Source organism: Pseudomonas sp. 05L36 (assembly GCF_056398125.1).
The window spans coordinates 116,016-133,649 of sequence record NZ_JBFTOU010000015.1 but is presented as its reverse complement, the minus strand read 5'-3'; the positions used below and the strand labels follow the sequence as shown (position 1 = coordinate 133,649).

The 17,634-nt window shown below is 60.2% G+C and carries 12 protein-coding genes; 9 read left to right on the top strand and 3 right to left on the bottom strand.

Annotated features, from left to right (window positions below; all coding sequences use genetic code 11):
• Positions 1-125: 125 nt before the first annotated feature.
• The 3 genes from AC1DKH_RS17230 to aceE all read right to left on the bottom strand — a co-directional run bounded on the left by AC1DKH_RS17230 (position 126) and on the right by aceE (position 6,396).
• Positions 126-1,520, bottom strand: coding sequence for an alkaline phosphatase D family protein (locus AC1DKH_RS17230; protein ID WP_477798758.1), 1,395 nt, complete (start codon positions 1,518-1,520; stop codon positions 126-128).
• 272 nt (positions 1,521-1,792) lie between these two features.
• Entirely contained in the window at positions 1,793-3,739 is a 1,947-nt protein-coding gene (aceF, locus tag AC1DKH_RS17225) for a dihydrolipoyllysine-residue acetyltransferase (RefSeq protein ID WP_477798747.1), read from the bottom strand.
• Between the two features lie 11 nt (positions 3,740-3,750).
• Positions 3,751-6,396, bottom strand: a complete 2,646-nt coding sequence (aceE, locus tag AC1DKH_RS17220) for a pyruvate dehydrogenase (acetyl-transferring), homodimeric type (protein ID WP_477753630.1) — start codon at positions 6,394-6,396, stop codon at positions 3,751-3,753.
• 383 nt (positions 6,397-6,779) lie between these two features.
• Between aceE and glnE the strand changes: the two genes are divergently transcribed.
• The 9 genes from glnE to AC1DKH_RS17175 all read left to right on the top strand — a co-directional run bounded on the left by glnE (position 6,780) and on the right by AC1DKH_RS17175 (position 17,472).
• A complete protein-coding gene (glnE, locus tag AC1DKH_RS17215) occupies positions 6,780-9,719 on the top strand; it encodes a bifunctional [glutamate--ammonia ligase]-adenylyl-L-tyrosine phosphorylase/[glutamate--ammonia-ligase] adenylyltransferase (RefSeq protein WP_477753629.1) in 2,940 nt (979 codons plus the stop codon).
• 216 nt (positions 9,720-9,935) lie between these two features.
• Positions 9,936-10,970, top strand: coding sequence for a lipopolysaccharide heptosyltransferase II (gene waaF, locus AC1DKH_RS17210; protein ID WP_477798746.1), 1,035 nt, complete (start codon positions 9,936-9,938; stop codon positions 10,968-10,970).
• A 1-nt stretch (position 10,971) separates the two neighbouring features.
• Positions 10,972-12,033: a lipopolysaccharide heptosyltransferase I gene (gene waaC / locus AC1DKH_RS17205; RefSeq protein WP_477798745.1), complete on the top strand. Its 1,062-nt coding sequence runs from the start codon at positions 10,972-10,974 to the stop codon at positions 12,031-12,033.
• A complete protein-coding gene (locus tag AC1DKH_RS17200) occupies positions 12,033-13,154 on the top strand; it encodes a glycosyltransferase family 4 protein (RefSeq protein ID WP_477753626.1) in 1,122 nt (373 codons plus the stop codon). Before waaC ends, AC1DKH_RS17200 begins: the two co-directional genes overlap by 1 nt.
• Positions 13,155-13,961, top strand: a complete 807-nt coding sequence (rfaP, locus tag AC1DKH_RS17195; RefSeq protein WP_477753625.1) for a lipopolysaccharide core heptose(I) kinase RfaP — start codon at positions 13,155-13,157, stop codon at positions 13,959-13,961.
• Positions 13,961-14,695, top strand: a complete 735-nt coding sequence (locus tag AC1DKH_RS17190) for a lipopolysaccharide kinase InaA family protein (protein WP_477798744.1) — start codon at positions 13,961-13,963, stop codon at positions 14,693-14,695. Before rfaP ends, AC1DKH_RS17190 begins: the two co-directional genes overlap by 1 nt.
• Positions 14,692-15,444 carry a lipopolysaccharide kinase InaA family protein gene (locus AC1DKH_RS17185; RefSeq protein ID WP_477753623.1) on the top strand — a complete coding sequence of 251 codons (753 nt, stop codon included), beginning with the start codon at positions 14,692-14,694 and terminating at the stop codon, positions 15,442-15,444. Before AC1DKH_RS17190 ends, AC1DKH_RS17185 begins: the two co-directional genes overlap by 4 nt.
• Positions 15,444-16,895: a lipopolysaccharide kinase InaA family protein gene (locus AC1DKH_RS17180; protein WP_477798743.1), complete on the top strand. Its 1,452-nt coding sequence runs from the start codon at positions 15,444-15,446 to the stop codon at positions 16,893-16,895. The genes AC1DKH_RS17185 and AC1DKH_RS17180 overlap by 1 nt, the downstream gene beginning before the upstream one ends.
• A gap of 241 nt (positions 16,896-17,136) precedes the next feature.
• On the top strand, positions 17,137-17,472 hold the full coding sequence (locus AC1DKH_RS17175) for a YceK/YidQ family lipoprotein (RefSeq protein WP_477753621.1): 336 nt from the start codon (positions 17,137-17,139) through the stop codon (positions 17,470-17,472).
• The last annotated feature ends 162 nt before the right edge of the window (positions 17,473-17,634 follow it).

Here is a 17,634-nt window from a genome sequence, read left to right as displayed (position 1 = left end):
GAAGGCCAAGTGCTATAAGAATATGTCGGCAGGCGCGAAGATTTCTGCAGTTCCCGGCAGAAAGTATTGTTATTGATCAGATCGCAGCCTTGGGGGGCGTCCCGAAGGCTGTGATTTTTTTGCCATCAGCGCAAATTGATGCCTGTCGATTGCAGCAACTTGCCATCCCGATCGTGGTAATTCACCTGAATGCGTTCCGCATCGATGACCAGGTGCGCGAAGTTATCCTGACTGATGACTTTGCCGGTCAATTCCTGTCGATATTCGCCTGCGGCGTTGCGTGCCAACGGCCGGTCGAGGATAAAGCTGGATTGACTGGCATAGGGCATCAGTTTGATGTTGCACAATGGCGAAGACACGATGGTGTGCACCTCAAAGTCCGGGTCTTTGCTGTGGGTCAGTCGACTGGTCAAGGAGCCGTGGACGTCACCGGAAACGAAAATGACATTTTTCAACCGGTGCGAACGAATGGTCTCCAGCAACCGCAGCCGTTGCCCGGGAAAGCCGGCCCAGGCGTCATCCCCGTTGTGTTTGGCGTCGGGATAGAGCATCACGCTGGTGACCACCAACTTGACCCGGGCGGGGCTGTGGATCAGCCATTGGCACAAGGCATATTCCTGTTCAACATCAAGGATGCGTCGATCATCGGCGGACAGATTACGCTGGGTACGGCTATCGGTGACGAACCATTCGATATCGCCATCGGTGAACTGATACCAATAGTGCTTTGGATGCCGGCTGATCCGCCCATCGTCAAGTAATTTAAATGCCGGGCTGTGGCTGGCTTGATATAACTCATAAGCAGTGATGGCGTTTTTATATAGAATATCATCGCCTGATCTTTTCTTGGTCGGCCAGTTATCTTCAATTTCGTGATCGTCGAGGATCATGTAAGTCGATAGGTTGGCCATTAACCTGGAAATATGCGGCTGGGAGAAAGCCGCACGGTATTTCGCGAGTATTTGCTGATATTCGCGGTCAGGCGCGAAAAAATTCAAATCGTCGACATAGATCTGATCGCCAGTCATCAACATCGCGCTGACCGGCGGGTCGGCTTGTTGTGCCAGTTGTGTAATCGAGGCAAATACCCGGTCGCCCAGATGTGGCGCCGACGGGATGCCGGCGGTCATCCGCAAGTAACGACATGAGCCAACGAAATAGGCTCGTGGTGTGCCGAGCGTGCCGGACCGGGTGCGCACGCGATAGAGCTCTTGCGGCCATTGCAGCGGCAGTTCTTGCAGCGAATCCACAGAGTGCTCGGCACTCGTAGTGCTGAACCAGCCGGCCTGGTATTCGTATTCGGTATCGGCCGCCAGGTTATTGAGAACAATGACATCGGACATGTCCTGCAGGCTTGTCAGCCTTACAAAGATACTTTTGAGCCATTGTTCATGCCCGGACTGCCGATAACGAATACCGGCAAATACGGGTGCATTTTTTTGCGCTTCGCCACGCACAAAGATACGCGCGTGATCAGTTGTAGTGTGCCCAACTATTGGGCCAACAGAGAGTTTTAGCATGTTCGAATCCATTCGAATAATGAACTAATCAACCAGTGGCTTTAAAAGTTGCCATCGTGGTTTTGGGCGTTAAGGCTAAGTGTTTGCTGACGGGAAAATATCGGGCAAAAAGGGATGGTGTGTGTGGGGCAATCAAACCAGGCATGTAGGACATTGCCTGCGTTTCGTACAGGCAAAAAAAGCCCCGCCAAATTGGCGGGGTTGAGGTACGAGCGTGGCGCTCGGAAACGTGGAACGCAACTGGCCCTCCGGTGAAGGAGGGCCGGTCGGTGTTACAGGAGCATGGTGCGGATGTCGCCCAGCAGGTCGCTCAGACGCTTGGTGAAGCGTGCAGCAGCGGCGCCGTTGATCACACGGTGATCGTAGGACAGCGACAGTGGCAACATCAGTTTCGGCTGGAAGGCTTTGCCGTCCCAGACTGGCTGGATGGTTGCCTTGGAAACACCGAGGATCGCCACTTCCGGCGCGTTGACGATCGGCGTGAAGCCGGTGCCGCCAATGTGGCCGAGGCTGGAAATGGTGAAGCAGGCGCCTTGCATCTCGTCCGACGAAAGTTTCTTGGTCCGGGCTTTTTCAGCCAGGGAAGCCGCTTCGGCCGCCAGTTGCAGCAGGCTCTTCTGGTCGACGTTCTTGATGACCGGTACCAGCAGGCCATCCGGGGTGTCGACGGCGAAGCCGATGTTCACGTATTTCTTGCGGATGATCGCCTTGCCGCTTGGCGCCAGCGAGCTGTTGAAGTCCGGCAGCTCCTTGAGCAGGTGTGCACAGGTCTTGAGCAGCAACGGCAGGATGGTCAGCTTGACGCCGGCCTTCTCTGCAACGGCTTTCTGGGCAACACGGAACGCTTCGAGTTCGGTGATATCCGCCGAGTCGAATTGCGTCACGTGCGGCACGTTCAGCCAGCTGCGGTGCAGGTTGGCGGCGCCGACCTGCATCAGGCGGGTCATCGGCACTTCTTCGATTTCACCGAAGCGGCTGAAGTCCACGACCGGAATCGGCGGGATGCCCGCGCCACCGGTTGCGCCAGCAGCAGCGGCTGGTGCTTCCTTGGCCTTCTGCATCATGGCCTTGACGTAAACCTGCACGTCTTCTTTCAGGATGCGACCGTGCGGACCGCTGGCGCCAACGGCGTTCAGTTCGACGCCGAATTCGCGGGCCAGTTGACGCACGGCAGGGCCGGCGTGAACTTTTGCACCAGGCTTGGCTGGAGCAGCGGCCGGCGCAGCAGCAGGTGCAGCGGCGGCGGCAGGAGCAGATGGAGCAGCTGCGCTCGGAGCAGCAGCGGCAGGTGCCGGAGCAGCGGCCGCAGCGGCGCCTTTGACTTTCAGTTTCAGGATCAGGTCGCCAGTACCGACTTCGTCATCGAGCTTGATGGAAACGCTTTCCACCACGCCAGCGGCTGGCGACGGGATTTCCATGCTCGCCTTGTCGGATTCCAGAGTGATCAGCGACTGGTCGGCGGCAACGGTGTCGCCGACCTTGACCAGGACTTCGATGATCTTGGCCTTGCCCGAAGAACCGATGTCCGGAACGTGGATGTCCTGAACGCTGTCGGCCACTGGAGCAGCCGGAGCTGCTGCAGGAGCAGGCGCAGCGGCAGCAGTCGGAGCGGCAGCCTGGGCCGGAGCAGCAGCTGGTGCCGCAGCACCCGCCACTTCCAGATCCAGGATCAGGTCGCCGGTGCCGACTTCGTCGTTGAGCTTGACGCTGATGGCTTTGACCACGCCAGCGGCAGGCGACGGGATTTCCATGCTCGCCTTGTCGGATTCCAGAGTGATCAGCGATTGATCAGCCGCGACGGTGTCGCCGACCTTGACCTGGATCTCGATGATCTGGGCCTTGCCCGACGAACCGATGTCCGGCACGTGCACTTGCTGAACGCTGGCAGCAGCCGGCGCAGCAGGAGCAGGGGTGGCGGCAGGTGCAGCAGCCGGTTTGGCTTCAGCCTTGGCCGCCGGCGCAGCCGCAGGGGCCGCAGCAGCGGCACCTTCGACTTCCAGCTCCAGCAGTTCGTCGCCTTCTTTCAGGCGATCACCCAGCTTCACTTTCAGGCTCTTGATGATACCGGCCTTCGGCGCAGGCACTTCCATGCTCGCCTTGTCCGACTCAAGTGTCAGGATGCTCTGATCGGCTTCGATACGGTCGCCGACCTTCACAAACAGTTCAATTACTTCACCTTCACCGCTGCCGATGTCAGGTACGCGAATGAGTTCGCTCACAGAATCTCTCCTCAGCAGTCCAGTGGGTTGCGTTTTTCCGGGTTGATACCGAACTTGGCGATGGCTTCAGCCACAACCTTAGGTTCGATGTCACCACGGTCAGCCAGTGCTTCCAGGGCTGCCAACACCACGAAATGACGGTCGACTTCGAAGAAATGACGCAGTTTCTTGCGGCTGTCGCTGCGGCCGAAACCGTCGGTGCCCAGGACTTTGAATTCCTTGGACGGTACCCACTGACGGATCTGCTCGGCGAACAGTTTCATGTAGTCGGTAGACGCGATGACCGGACCTTTACGGCCGTTCAGGCACTCTTCGACGTAGCTCAGCTTAGGCTTCTGGCCCGGGTGCAGACGGTTGGTGCGTTCAACGGCCAGGCCGTCGCGACGCAGTTCGTTGAAGCTGGTAACGCTCCACACGTCGGCGCCGACGTTGAACTCTTCGCGCAGGATCTTCGCTGCTTCACGAACTTCACGCAGGATGGTGCCGGAGCCCATCAGCTGAACGTGGTGCGCCGCTTCGCGGGTGTCTTCTTCGAGCAGGTACATGCCTTTCTTGATGCCTTCTTCGGCACCGGCCGGCATGGCTGGCTGCTGGTACGACTCGTTCATTACGGTGATGTAGTAGAAGACGTCCTGTTGCTCTTCGGTCATCTTCTTCATGCCGTCCTGAATGATCACCGCCAACTCGTAGCCGTAGGTTGGATCGTAGGTGCGGCAGTTCGGGATGGTCGCGGCCAGCAGGTGGCTGTGACCGTCTTCGTGTTGCAGGCCTTCACCGTTCAGGGTGGTACGGCCGGCGGTGCCGCCGATCAGGAAGCCACGGGTGCGGCTGTCGCCAGCGGCCCAGGCCAGGTCGCCGATACGCTGGAAGCCGAACATCGAGTAGAAGATGTAGAACGGCAGCATCGGCTGGTTGTGGCTGGAGTACGAAGTACCGGCAGCGATGAAGGAGCTCATGGCGCCCGCTTCGTTGATGCCTTCCTCGAGGATCTGACCCTTCTGGTCTTCCTTGTAGAACATCACCTGGTCTTTATCGACTGGCTCGTAGAGCTGGCCGACGGAGGAGTAGATGCCCAGCTGACGGAACATGCCTTCCATACCGAAGGTACGGGCTTCGTCCGGGATGATCGGCACGATGCGCGGACCGATTTCCTTGTCCTTGACCAGTTGCGCGAGGATCCGCACGAAGGCCATGGTGGTGGAGATTTCGCGGTCGCCCGAGCCGTCCAGGATCGCCTTGAGGGTGTCCAGTGGCGGAGTCGGGATGTTGAAGCTCTTGGCGCGACGCTGAGGTACGAAGCCGCCCAGTGCGGTACGGCGCTCGCTCAGGTAACGGGCTTCGGCGCTGCCTTCTTGCGGTTTGAAGAATGGCAGGTTTTCCAGCTCATCGTCCTTGACCGGGATGTCGAAACGATCACGGAACAACTTCAGGCTGTCGACGTCGACTTTCTTGGTGTTGTGCGCAGTGTTCTTCGCTTCGCCGGCACCGGTGCCATAACCCTTGATGGTCTTGGCCAGGATGACGGTCGGTTGTTCTTTGTGGTTGACCGCTTCGTGGTACGCCGCGTAGACCTTGTACGGGTCGTGGCCGCCACGGTTGAGTTTCCAGATCTCGTCGTCGGACAGGTCTTCGACCATTGCCTTGAGTTCAGGCGTGTTGAAGAAGTGTTCACGCACGAACGCGCCGTCTTTGGCCTTGTAGTTCTGGTACTCGCCGTCGATGACTTCGTCCATGCGGCGTTGCAGGATGCCGTCGACATCCTTGGCCAGCAGTGGGTCCCAGAAACGGCCCCAGATGACTTTGGTCACGTTCCACTGGGCACCGCGGAACACGCCTTCGAGTTCCTGGATGATCTTGCCGTTGCCGCGAACCGGGCCGTCGAGGCGTTGCAGGTTGCAGTTGATGACGAAGATCAGGTTGTCCAGCTTCTCGCGGCCGGCCAGGGAGATCGCACCCAGGGATTCCGGCTCGTCGCACTCGCCGTCGCCCAGGAAGCACCAGACTTTCTGTTTGCCCGGCTGAATGAAGCCACGGTGTTCCAGGTACTTCATGAAGCGTGCCTGGTAGATCGCCTGGATCGGGCCCAGACCCATGGATACGGTCGGGAACTGCCAGAAGTCAGGCATCAGCCAAGGGTGCGGGTAGGACGACAGGCCCTGACCGTCGACTTCCTGGCGGAAGTTGTTCATCTGGTCTTCGGTGATGCGGCCTTCCATGAATGCGCGGGCGTAAACGCCTGGCGAGGTGTGGCCCTGGAAGTAGATCAGGTCGCCGCCGTGTTCGTCGCTCGGGGCCTGGAAGAAGTAGTTGAAGCCGATGTCATACAGGGTCGCACTGGAAGCGAAGCTGGAGATGTGACCGCCGAGGTCAGAATCTTTCAGGTTTGTACGCATTACCATGGCCATCGCGTTCCAGCGTACCAGCGAGCGAATGCGGCGTTCCATGAACAGGTCGCCAGGCATGCGTGCTTCGTGGGTAACGGGGATCGTGTTGCGGTAAGGTGTGGTGATGGCGTAAGGCAACTGCGAACCGCTGCGGGTCGCGAGTTCACCCATACGGGTCATCAGATAGTGAGCACGGTCTTCGCCTTCTTTGTCGAGAACCGATTCCAGGGCGTCCAGCCATTCCTGGGTTTCGACGGGATCGAGGTCTTGCATGGCTTGCTCCAGGGCGGAAAGGCTACCAGAATCGGTTGCCTGAGTTAGCGACTGGCCTTGTGGGCAGACGTTATGAATTCTTGGATTGCCGACAGGTTGTTCCGGCGGCGTGTAGTTTTACTACAAATCTTCCGGCATTTCAGCCCGTCTAATGTATATACGAGTAGTAAAACTACAGATGAGCGGCTTGTCGCCCCCGGCTGCGTTGTGAGAATAATCGTTAAGGTTGGTCTTTTTCCAACTACAGAAGGTAAAAGCTTGATGCTGGCTGCCAAAATTAAAGAAATCTCAGCTATTTCTAACTTTTGTTCGACAGTCCCTCAGGTAGTGAGTTTTCGAAAACCACTACATGCAGTCCGTTGTACGCCGATCAAGGATAGACCATGAGCCTCCCTTCGCTTGCCGAACTGCCCGCCATTCTCCTGCCGTTGGTCTCCCGCGCCGAGCAGTCGTTCCGGGCTGCCGTCGCTGCCCTGGACGATGACCACGGGCTGTCCACCTGGACGCCGGAACGCTGGGCGCAATTTGCCCGCGTCACCGCCGCCAGCGATTTCGTGATTGAACAGTGTGCTCGTGACCCTTTGATGTTGCTGGAGCTGGTGCAGTCCGGCGAACTGGATCGCCGCTTCGCTCCCGGCGAGTTGTGCGGGCAGATCGCGGCCGCCGTGAGCGAGGCCGAGTCCGACGATCAGCTTGGCCGCGCCTTGCGCCGCCAGCGTGCACGCCATCAGGTGCGGATCATCTGGCGCGACCTGACCCGCCAGGCCGATTTGATCCAGACCTGTCGCGACCTTTCGGACATGGCGGATGCCAGCATCGATCAGGCCTATCAATGGTTGTATGTGCGGCATTGCCAGCAGTTCGGCGTGCCGACCGGGCGGCGCAGCGGCGAGCCGCAGCAGATGGTCATTCTCGGCATGGGCAAGCTCGGCGCCGTGGAGCTGAACCTGTCCTCGGACATCGATCTGATTTTTGCCTACCCCGAGGGCGGCGAAACCGTCGGCGTGAAACGCGCGCTGGATAACCAGGAGTTCTTCATTCGTCTGGGCCAGCGGCTGATCAAGGCGCTGGACCCGATGACCGTCGACGGCTTTGTATTTCGCGTCGACATGCGCTTGCGACCTTACGGTTCGTCCGGCGCTCTGGTGCTGAGCTTCAACGCGCTGGAACAGTATTACCAGGACCAGGGTCGCGACTGGGAACGCTACGCGATGATCAAGTCGCGGGTGGTGGCCGGCGATCAAGTAGCCGGCGCGCAACTGCAGGAGATGCTGCGGCCGTTCGTTTACCGGCGCTACCTGGACTTCTCGGCCATCGAAGCGCTGCGCACCATGAAGCAACTGATCCAGCAGGAAGTACGGCGCAAGGGCATGGCCGACAACATCAAGCTCGGTTCCGGCGGTATTCGTGAAGTCGAGTTCATTGCCCAGGCGTTCCAGCTGATTCACGGCGGCCGCGATTTGAGCTTGCAGCAACGCCCGCTATTAAAAGTGCTGAGCACGCTGGAAGGTCAGGGTTACCTGCCGCCGGCCGTGATCGGCGAGCTGCGTGAAGGTTACGAATTCCTGCGTTACACCGAACACGCGATTCAGGCGATTGCCGATCGCCAGACGCAAATGTTGCCCAGTGGCGAGCAGGATCAGGCGCGCATTGCCTTTATGCTGGGTTTCGCCAACTGGACGGCGTTCCACGAACAACTGATGTATTGGCGCGGCCGCGTGGCCTGGCACTTCGGGCAGGTGATCGCCGATCCCGACGAAGAGCAGGGCGCCGAAAGCGAAGTGGTGGTCGGCGGTGAGTGGTTGCCGCTGTGGGAAGAGGCTCAGGACGATGAGGCCGCTTGCCGCCAACTGGAAGAGGGTGGCTTCAAGGATGCCCCCAAAGCCTTGAAAGCCTTGGCCGGCTTGCGCAGTAGCCCGCAATTGCGGGCGATGCAGCGTCTGGGCCGCGAACGTCTCGATGCTTTTATTCCGCGTCTGCTGGCACAGGCCGTGGAACATGACAATCCGGACCTGGTACTGGAACGGGTGCTGCCGCTGGTTGAAGCCGTGGCCCGTCGCTCCGCGTATCTGGTGTTGTTGACCGAGAACCCCGGTGCGCTGCGGCGTTTGTTGACGCTGTGTGCGGCAAGTCCGTGGATCGCCGAGCAAATCACCCGTTTCCCGTTACTGCTCGACGAACTGCTCAACGAAGGCCGGCTGTTCAAACCGCCATTGGCGCCAGAATTGGCGGCCGAGTTGCGCGAGCGCCTGACGCGGATTCCCGAGGACGACCTCGAACAGCAAATGGAAGCCCTGCGCCACTTCAAGCTGGCGCACCGCTTGCGGGTGGCCGCTTCGGAAATCGCCGGCAGTCTGCCGCTGATGAAAGTCAGCGATTACCTGACCTGGCTCGCCGAAGCGATCCTGGAGCAAGTGCTGGCATTGGCCTGGCGCCAGACCGTGGCCAAGTACGGCACGCCACTGCGCACCGATGGCACCTTGTGCGATCCCGGCTTCATCATTGTCGGTTATGGGAAAGTCGGCGGCCTGGAACTCGGGCATGGTTCGGACCTGGACCTGGTGTTCATCCACGATGGCGATCCGCAGGCTGAAACCGACGGACCCAAACCCATCGATGGCGCGCAATTTTTCACCCGTCTGGGGCAACGGATCATTCACTTGCTGACAGCGCAGACCAACTCCGGGCAGCTGTATGAGGTGGACATGCGTCTGCGGCCGTCCGGTGCGTCGGGGTTGCTGGTGAGTTCCCTCGGGGCGTTTGCCCGTTATCAGGAGAACGAAGCCTGGACTTGGGAACATCAGGCACTGGTGCGTGCGCGGGTGTTGGTGGGCAGTCAGGATGTCGGCCAGGCATTCGAGAAAGTCCGCGCCGCGATATTGGGCAAAACCCGTGATCTACCGACCCTGCGTCAGGAGGTCAGCGAGATGCGCGCCAAGATGCGCGATAACCTCGGCAGCAAGAGCACGGCGGCCGGCACCGGGGCAAATGCCTTCGAAGCCACGGCGCCGTTCGATATCAAGCAAGATGCCGGAGGTATCGTCGATATTGAATTTATGGTGCAATACGCGGCCCTGGCGTGGTCCGAAACACACCCGCCATTGCTGCGCTGGACGGACAATATCCGCATTCTGGAAGAACTGGAGCATGAAGGGCTGATGCCCGTCGAAGATGCCAGTCTGTTGCGTGAAGCGTATAAAGCCTACCGCTCCGCCGCCCACCGGCAGGCCTTGCAGAAGGACCCCGGGGTGATACCGGGCGACCAGTTCGCGGACGAACGGCGGCAGGTCATGCGGATCTGGCTTGAGCTGGGGCTAAGCTGAAACGGGATATTTGATACGCCAATATTCCCTGTAGGAGCGAGCTTGCTCGCGATGGTCGTTAACGATAACGCGGCGAGCCTGACACCCTGAGGGGTCTCAGGTTCATCGTCGGATCGCCGCCCGGAGCAAGCTCGCTCCTACAGTAGATTTGCGTTGTTCTGTAGAATTTTCGAGGCGGGGAGGCGTAGGCCTCCCCGGTTCGTTTATGGAAACCACATGAAAATTCTGATCGTTGGGCCCAGTTGGGTCGGTGACATGGTGATGGCGCAGACACTGTTCCAGTGTTTGAAGCAACGCCACCCGCAATGCGAAATCGACGTGCTGGCCCCCGAGTGGAGCCGGCCGATTCTTGAGCGGATGCCCGAAGTTCGCCAGGCCTTGAGCTTTCCGCTCGGTCACGGTGTCCTGGAGCTGGCAACGCGTTGGCGCATCGGCAAATCCCTGGCTGGCCAGTACGACCAGGCGATCCTGCTGCCCAATTCCCTGAAGTCGGCGCTGGTGCCGTTCTTTGCCAGCATCCCGAAACGCACAGGCTGGCGTGGCGAGTTCCGCTATGGCCTGCTCAATGACGTGCGCACGCTGGATAAGGATCGTTACCCGCTGATGATCGAGCGTTTCATGGCCCTGGCTTACGAGCCTGGCGTTGAATTGCCAAAGCCGTATCCGCGCCCGACGCTGCAGATCGATTCGGTCACGCGCGAGGCGGCACTGGCAAAGTTCGGCCTGACCCTCGACCGTCCGGTGTTGGCCCTGTGCCCTGGTGCCGAGTTTGGCGAGTCCAAGCGCTGGCCGTCCGAGCATTACGCCAAGGTCGCCGAAGCGAAGATCCGCGAAGGCTGGCAAGTCTGGCTGTTCGGTTCGAAAAACGATCACGCCGTGGGCGAAGACATCCGCGCGCGGCTGATTCCGGGCCTGCGTGAAGAATCGGTCAACCTCAGCGGCGGCACCTCGCTGGCCGAAGCCATCGACCTGATGTCCTGTGCAGATTCTGTGGTGTCCAACGACTCCGGCCTGATGCACGTCGCCGCCGCGCTGAACCGCCCGCTGGTCGCGGTCTACGGTTCGACGTCGCCGGGCTTCACGCCACCGCTGGCCGAGCACGTGGAAATCGTACGCCTGGGCATCGAGTGCAGTCCGTGCTTCGATCGCACCTGCCGTTTCGGCCATTACAACTGCCTGCGCCAGCTCATGCCGCAGGCCGTGAACGAAGCCTTGCAGCGGTTGCAAGGCACTGTGGTCGAGGTCAAATAGCTTGCGGGTTCTGTTGATCAAGACTTCTTCGCTGGGCGACGTCATTCACGCGTTACCGGCGTTGACCGACGCGGCGCGGGCGATTCCCGGCATCAAATTCGACTGGGTGGTGGAAGAAGGCTTTGCCGAAATCCCGACCTGGCATCCGGCGGTGGGCAAGGTGATTCCGGTGGCGATCCGTCGCTGGCGCAAAAACATCTGGCAGACCATTAAGAGCGGCGAGTGGAAGCGCTTCAAACAAAGCGTTCGCGCCACCAGATATGACTTGGTGATAGACGCCCAGGGCTTGCTGAAAAGCGCCTGGCTGACCCGTTACGTCAAGGCTCCGGTGGCCGGCCTCGATAAAAGCTCCGCACGCGAGCCCATTGCTGCGCGCTTTTATGATCGACGTCTGGCCGTTGCCCGTGGGCAGCACGCGGTGGAGCGAGTGCGTCAGTTGTTCGCCATTGCGTTGGGCTATGACTTGCCCAAAGGTCTGGGCGACTACGGACTGAATATCGAGCGCCTGGTGGAGTTGCCGCGCAAGAATCCTTACGTGGTGTTTTTGCACGGTACCACCTGGGACACCAAGCACTGGCCCGAAGCCTACTGGCGCGAGCTGACTGAACGGGTTGGCTACCTTGGCGTCGGGGTGAAGTTGCCCTGGGGCAATGCCCTGGAGAAAGCCCGGGCCGAGCGTATCGCTGCGGGTTTCAAGCACGCCGAAGTGCTGCCAAAACTGAACCTGGCGGGTGTCGGCAAGGTGCTGGCCGGCGCGCAAGCCTGCGTGGCGGTGGATACCGGCTTGGGCCATCTGGCCGCCGCACTGGATGTGCCGACGCTGTCGCTGTTCGGTCCGACCAATCCGGGCCTGACCGGCGCCTATGGCAAAGTGCAGATTCACATGGCCAGCGACTTCCCTTGTGCACCGTGCCTGCAAAAGAAATGCACTTATCAGCCGACGGCTGAAGATTTCCGTCAATTTGACCTGAAACGCGAGTGGCCGTTGTGCTTCACGCGTCTGAATCCCGAGCGTGTCGCCAGCCGACTGAGCACGTTGTTAATGGCTGAGGAGCTGCGCTGATGCAATTGGCATTTGTCCTGTACAAATACTTTCCCTTTGGTGGCCTGCAGCGCGATTTCATGCGCATCGCCCTGGAGTGCCAGAAGCGCGGCCATCAGATTCGCGTCTACACGCTGATCTGGGAAGGCGACGTACCGCCGGGTTTTGAAGTGCTGGTGGCGCCGGTCAAGGCGTTCTTCAACCATCGCCGCAACGAGAAGCTCAGCGAGTGGATGGAAGCGGACCTGGCCAAGCGCCCGGTCGACCGCCTGATTGGCTTCAACAAGATGCCGGGCCTGGACGTCTACTACGCCGCCGACGGCTGCTTCGAAGACAAGGCGCAGAACCTGCGTAACTCGCTGTATCGCCGTTGGGGCCGCTATCGCCACTTCGCCGAATACGAGCGGGCGGTGTTCGCCAGGGACGCCAAGACCGAAGTGTTGATGATTTCCGAGGTTCAGCAGCCGTTGTTCATCAAGCATTACGACACGCCGCTGGAGCGCTTCCACCTGCTGCCACCGGGCATCGCCCAGGACCGTCGCCGGCCGCCGGATGCCGATGAAGTTCGCGCAGGGTTCCGCGCTGAATTCGATCTCAAGGACGACGAACTGCTGCTGGTGCAGATCGGCTCCGGGTTCAAGACCAAGGGCGTGGACCGTAGCCTCAAGGCACTGGCGGCATTGCCTGCCGAGTTGAGGAAACGCACCCGGCTGTTTGTAATTGGCCAGGATGACCCCAAATTATTCCAGATGCAGAGTGCGACACTGGGGCTTGGAGAAAACGTGACGTTCCTTAAAGGCCGCAGCGATATCCCGCGTTTCCTGTTGGGTGCCGATCTGTTGATCCACCCGGCGTACAACGAAAATACCGGCACCGTGCTGCTCGAGGCGCTGGTGGCCGGTTTGCCGGTGCTGGTGAGCGCGGTGTGCGGGTACGCCCATTACATTGCCGAGGCCGACGCCGGCCTGGTGCTGGACGAACCGTTCGATCAGGCACAGCTGACGCAGTACCTGACCGGCATGTTGAACGACGCTCAAGCAAGGGCGGCCTGGAGCCGCAATGGTCTGGCCTACGCCGGGACGGCCGACCTCTACAGCATGCCGCAGCACGCGGCCGATGTGATTCTGGCGGAGCACGCTTAAATGAAGTTGATGCTGGCTGAACCGTTCAAGAGCCTCTGGGCCGGACGCGACCCGTTCGCCGAAGTCGAGGGGCTCAAGGGCGAGGTGTACCGCGAGCTGGAAGCACGTCGGACCTTACGCACGGAAGTCGATGGCAACGGATTTTTCGTGAAAATCCACCGTGGCATCGGCTGGGGCGAAATTTTCAAGAACCTGCTCACTGCCAAGCTTCCAGTATTGGGGGCCGGTCAGGAGTGGCAGGCCATTCAACGCCTGCAGCAAGTTGGCGTGCCGACCATGACCGCCGTCGCGTATGGCGAGAAGGGCAGCAACCCCGCCGACCAGCACTCGTTCATCGTCACCGAGGAGCTGGCGCCGACGGTCAGTCTGGAAGATTTCAGTATCAACTGGATCAAGCAGCCACCGGAGCCAAAGCTCAAGCGCGCGCTGATCGCCGAAGTCGCACGCATGACCGGCATGATGCACCGCGCCGGGGTCAATCACCGCGACTGCTACATCTGCCATTTCCTGCTGCATACCGACAAACCGGTGACCGCCGACGACTTCAAACTCTCGGTGATCGACCTGCACCGCGCCCAGACCCGCCCGGCGATCACCTCGCGCTGGCGCAACAAGGACCTGGCCGCGCTGTACTTTTCCGCGCTGGACATTGGCCTGACCCGCCGCGACAAGCTGCGTTTCCTCAAAGGCTATTTCCAGCAGCCGCTGCGTCAGATCCTGATTGAAGAGGCGTCTTTGCTGGCATGGCTCGACGGCAAGGCCAACAAGCTCTATGAGCGTAAACAACGATACGGGGATGCGCTCTGATGTCGGGTTGGAAACTGGAACCGGCCTACAGCGACCTGGCCGATGACTTTGGCAGCCTCGAGGCTGTGTTTGCGCTGCAAGGCGAGCGTTTGACCAGTGACCTGCTCTCGGAGGTCATCCGGGTCGAGCGCAATGGCGTCAACTATTACGTCAAGCGGTATGTGGGCGCTGGCAAAGGCTTGCGGCGTTACCTGGGCAAGCCTCGGGTGAAGATGGAATGGCAGAACCTCAAGCGCTTCGCCAAGTGGGGCATCCCCACGGCCGAAGTGGTGGCCTGGGGGCTGGAACGACGCGGTGTGGCCTACGCTCGCGGCGCGATGATTACCCGGGAGCTGCCTCGTACCGAAGACTTGTCGGCACTGGCCGAGCGTCGCGACCCGAAACTTTCGGATCGCGCCTGGGTCGATACCGTCAGTCGTCAGCTGGCCGAATATACCCGGACCATGCACGACCACCGCTTCACCCATAATGATTTGAAGTGGCGCAACCTGCTGATCGACGATGAGGCTCGAGTGTTTTTGATCGATTGCCCCAACGGCGATTTCTGGCGCGGTTTCTGGCTCAAGTACCGTATTACCAAGGATCTGGCGTGCCTGGACAAGGTCGCCAAGTATCAACTGTCGGCAACCCAGCGCCTGCGCTTTTACCTGCAATACCGCAATCGGACCCGGCTCAACGCTGCGGACAAAAAACGTATCCGGCACGTGGTGAGATTTTTCGAGGGGCGTGAATGACTGATTTTCTGGCCGCTGAAGACCGAGCGCTGCTTGAGCGCCACGGCCTCGGCACATTCGAAGCACTCTGGGCCAAGCAACTCGATGCGGTGGACGAGCCCAACACCGGTCGCGGCGGCTGGAGCAGCGTGTTTCGGCTGGATCTGGAAGGTCATGGTTTCTACCTCAAGCGTCAAAGCAACTACCTGACCCGCACCTTGCGTGCGCCGTTCGGCGAGCCGAGTTTCGCTCGCGAGTTTCGCAACATCTCCCTCTACCGGAGGATGGGCATTCCGGCGCTGGAAGCGGTGTTCTACGGGGAGCGCAAGGTCGATGGCGAAGTCCGTGCGATCCTGCTGACCCGTGCCCTGGATGGTTGGGACGATCTCGACTCGCTGTTGCAGCACTGGGCTGAATTGAGCCCTGAGCAGCACTCGGAAATCCTCAAGGCCATTGGCGAACTGGCCAGGCAGTTGCACGCTGCACGCCAGGTGCATGGGTGCTTCTATCCCAAGCATATTTTCATGCGCGCCACCGGCAACGGCTATCAGGCTCAATTGATCGACCTGGAAAAAACCCGACCACTGCTGTACGGGCAGCGTGACCGAATCAAGGACCTGGAACCGCTGACGCGTCGCGCGCCCGAGTGGGGAGAGTCGCACCTGCGGCAATTGCTGGCCGCCTATCTGGATCAACCACAGGACAGCTCGTTGATCGACAGCTGGCTGGGGCGTTTGACGACGCGGCGCAGCCAAAAGGGACCACGCTGATGCGTTTATCCGAGTTGAAGTCCGCCGGCCGCAATCCGGCGTTGCCATTGAGCGTTTCGCTGGCTGATGCCGCCGGCCCCGCCGAGCTACAACTGCTGAGCCTGTTGCGGGTGTTGCCGGGGCAGCGTTATGTCGGTGCCGGCGTCTGGCGTGGCCGGCCGGTGTTGGCCAAGTTGCTGGTCGGCAGCAAGGCTTCGCGGCACTTCCAGCGTGAGCTGGACGGCGTGCGCTTGCTTGCCGCTCAAGGATTGACCACGCCGCAGCTGTTGGCCGATGGCCTGAAAGAGGGTGAGGGTGGTTGGCTGCTGTTCGAGTTTCTGGACGGCGCCGAAAGCCTGGGTGATACCTGGACGCAGGTTGAGCAGCAGCCCGTGCTGTCCGATGGGCAAGGAGCGGTGCTGGCCGAGGCGTTAGGTGCCATCGGTCAAATGCACCGCAAAGGCCTGTGGCAGGAAGATCTGCACCTGGACAACCTGCTGCGTCAGCGTGGTCGTCTGTACTTGATCGACGGCGCCGGGATTTGCTCCGAAACACCTGGCCAGCCGCTGTCGCGGCAGAAGGTCCTGGAAAACCTCGGGGTGTTCTTCGCCCAGTTGCCGAAGTCGATCGAGCCCTTCATTGAAGAGTTGCTGGTGTATTACCTGCTCAGCAACGGCGAGCACGCCTTGCCCATGGAGGCGCTGCAGAAGCAGATCGACAAGGTCCGCAGCTGGCGCCTCAAGGACTTCCTGATCAAGGTCGGCCGCGAGTGCACGCTGTTCAGCGTCCAGCGCGGGGCGTTCGGCTTACGGGCGATTCGCCGCGAGGAAGAGCCGTCGATGGTGCCGGTGCTGGAGCAGGCCGATACCCTGCTCGATCAGGGGCATCTGTACAAGACCGGGGGCGCGGCGAGCGTCGGTAAGGTCGAGGTGGCTGGCCGCACGCTGGTGATCAAGCGCTACAACATCAAGGGCTTCGCCCACTGGCTCAAGCGTTTCTGGCGCCCGAGCCGGGCCTGGCATTCGTGGCGCGAAGGCAACCGCCTGGCGTTCCTCGGGATTGCCACGCCCAAGCCGCTGGCGTTGCTGGAAAAGCGTTTTCTGTGGCTGCGCAGTCGGGCTTACCTGATCACCGAGTACCTGCCGGGGCCGGACATCATCGAGCGTTTTGCGCCGTATGTTGAAAGCGGTGATGCACCGGAAGCCGAGCTGGCGGCGCTGGATCATTTGTTTGCCGAGCTGATTCGCGAACGCATCAGTCATGGCGACTTCAAGGGGCATAACCTGTTCTGGCAGCAGGATCGCTGGGCGTTGATCGACCTCGATTCGATGTGCCAGCACGGTTCCCTTGGCAGTTTCGCCCCGGCGTACGCCAGGGATCGCGCGCGGTTCATGCGCAATTGGCCTGAAGGTAGCGCCCTTTTTCAGGTGATTGATCAGCGTTTGCCCAAGGACATCTCAGGCGCTGCTTAAATCGCTATCGCGAGCAAGCTCGCTCCCACAGGGATTGGTGGTGAACACAAAACCTGTGAACGCCTCAGTTCAAATGTGGGAGCGAGCTTGCTCCGGGCGGCGTTCCGACGATGAGGTCGGAACTGCCAACCAAGAAAGCAGACAAGTTCTTGTGATCCGTCCTACGCGATCTTGGGAAGTCATGAACTGTGGCTGAAATTGCCCCGATGCTAGTTTGCCTGACGTTCTCGGAGGTCAGGCTGTGACAATCAAAATGGCAGTTTCAGCAGGTGTTTTATCAGTGTCGCTAATGGGCTGCGGGACCGCCGCCACCGTCCTGCAGGATGAAGCCGAAGCAGCGCAGGGGCTGCGCAGGCAAAAGACCTATTGCCAGTCCATCCCGCGGGTCTACAGCGGCCTGGCTTATGACTTCTGTGTATTGAATGCGCCGCCAGACCCTACGGGTTTCCTTGTGCCACTCGTATTGCTGGACTTGGCCGTGTCTGGCGCGCTGGACACCGTTGTCTTGCCGTACACGATTTACCGGCAAAGCGTGGACGGCAATATTTCCATCTATTGGCGACCTGCGCGCGGATAAAAAATGTCGCGAGGCCCCGGCCGTAGTTGCATGCCGCTTGCGGCTAGAGGTTTGCCGCTGCTTTTACGCTATAATCCCGCCCTTTAGCTGTCTCTCGCCCCTTGCGAGGGCACATTAATTTTTGAGGCGCTTGCGCCTGCATGCAGACTAAAGAGGCTAGAC

Excerpts from the sequence above, each read along its gene's own strand:
- AC1DKH_RS17230 (WP_477798758.1), bottom strand. The coding sequence starts at position 1,520 with ATGCTAAAACTCTCTGTTGGCCCAATAGTTGGGCACACTACAACTGAT.
- aceE (WP_477753630.1), bottom strand. The coding sequence starts at position 6,396 with ATGCAAGACCTCGATCCCGTCGAAACCCAGGAATGGCTGGACGCCCTG.
- glnE (WP_477753629.1), top strand. The coding sequence starts at position 6,780 with ATGAGCCTCCCTTCGCTTGCCGAACTGCCCGCCATTCTCCTGCCGTTG.
- waaF (WP_477798746.1), top strand. The coding sequence starts at position 9,936 with ATGAAAATTCTGATCGTTGGGCCCAGTTGGGTCGGTGACATGGTGATG.
- AC1DKH_RS17200 (WP_477753626.1), top strand. The coding sequence starts at position 12,033 with ATGCAATTGGCATTTGTCCTGTACAAATACTTTCCCTTTGGTGGCCTG.
- rfaP (WP_477753625.1), top strand. The coding sequence starts at position 13,155 with ATGAAGTTGATGCTGGCTGAACCGTTCAAGAGCCTCTGGGCCGGACGC.
- AC1DKH_RS17190 (WP_477798744.1), top strand. The coding sequence starts at position 13,961 with ATGTCGGGTTGGAAACTGGAACCGGCCTACAGCGACCTGGCCGATGAC.
- AC1DKH_RS17185 (WP_477753623.1), top strand. The coding sequence starts at position 14,692 with ATGACTGATTTTCTGGCCGCTGAAGACCGAGCGCTGCTTGAGCGCCAC.
- AC1DKH_RS17180 (WP_477798743.1), top strand. The coding sequence starts at position 15,444 with ATGCGTTTATCCGAGTTGAAGTCCGCCGGCCGCAATCCGGCGTTGCCA.